This is a genomic window from Citrobacter sp. Ce119 (assembly GCF_030334525.1).
Taxonomy (GTDB): domain Bacteria; phylum Pseudomonadota; class Gammaproteobacteria; order Enterobacterales; family Enterobacteriaceae; genus Citrobacter; species Citrobacter europaeus.
In genome coordinates this window covers 1-1,003 of the sequence record NZ_JAOWDR010000003.1, presented here as the reverse complement: position 1 = coordinate 1,003, position 1,003 = coordinate 1, and the positions used below count along the sequence as shown (strand labels likewise).

1 rRNA gene is annotated in these 1,003 nt (G+C 53.6%); it reads right to left on the bottom strand.

Annotated features, from left to right (window positions below):
• Positions 1-1,003 (bottom strand): 23S ribosomal RNA (locus OGV80_RS00015); the annotation flags it as partial.

Here is a 1,003-nt window from a genome sequence, read left to right as displayed (position 1 = left end):
TTCCGCATTTAGCTACCGGGCAATGCCATTGGCATGACAACCCGAACACCAGTGATGCGTCCACTCCGGTCCTCTCGTACTAGGAGCAGCCCCCCTCAATTCTCCAGCGCCCACGGCAGATAGGGACCGAACTGTCTCACGACGTTCTAAACCCAGCTCGCGTACCACTTTAAATGGCGAACAGCCATACCCTTGGGACCTACTTCAGCCCCAGGATGTGATGAGCCGACATCGAGGTGCCAAACACCGCCGTCGATATGAACTCTTGGGCGGTATCAGCCTGTTATCCCCGGAGTACCTTTTATCCGTTGAGCGATGGCCCTTCCATTCAGAACCACCGGATCACTAAGACCTGCTTTCGCACCTGCTCGAGCCGTCACTCTCGCAGTCAAGCTAGCTTATGCCTTTGCACTAACCTCCTGATGTCCGACCAGGATTAGCTAACCTTCGTGCTCCTCCGTTACTCTTTAGGAGGAGACCGCCCCAGTCAAACTACCCACCAGACACTGTCCGCAACCCGGATTACGGGTCTACGTTAGAACACCAGCCATTAAAGGGTGGTATTTCAAGGTTGGCTCCACGCAGACTGGCGTCCACGCTTCAAAGCCTCCCACCTATCCTACACATCAAGGACCAGTGTTCAGTGTCAAGCTATAGTAAAGGTTCACGGGGTCTTTCCGTCTTGCCGCGGGTACACTGCATCTTCACAGCGAGTTCAATTTCACTGAGTCTCGGGTGGAGACAGCCTGGCCATCATTACGCCATTCGTGCAGGTCGGAACTTACCCGACAAGGAATTTCGCTACCTTAGGACCGTTATAGTTACGGCCGCCGTTTACCGGGGCTTCGATCAAGAGCTTCTCCTTACGGATAACCCCATCAATTAACCTTCCGGCACCGGGCAGGCGTCACACCGTATACGTCCACTTTCGTGTTTGCACAGTGCTGTGTTTTTAATAAACAGTTGCAGCCAGCTGGTATCTTCGACTGATTTCAGCTCCATG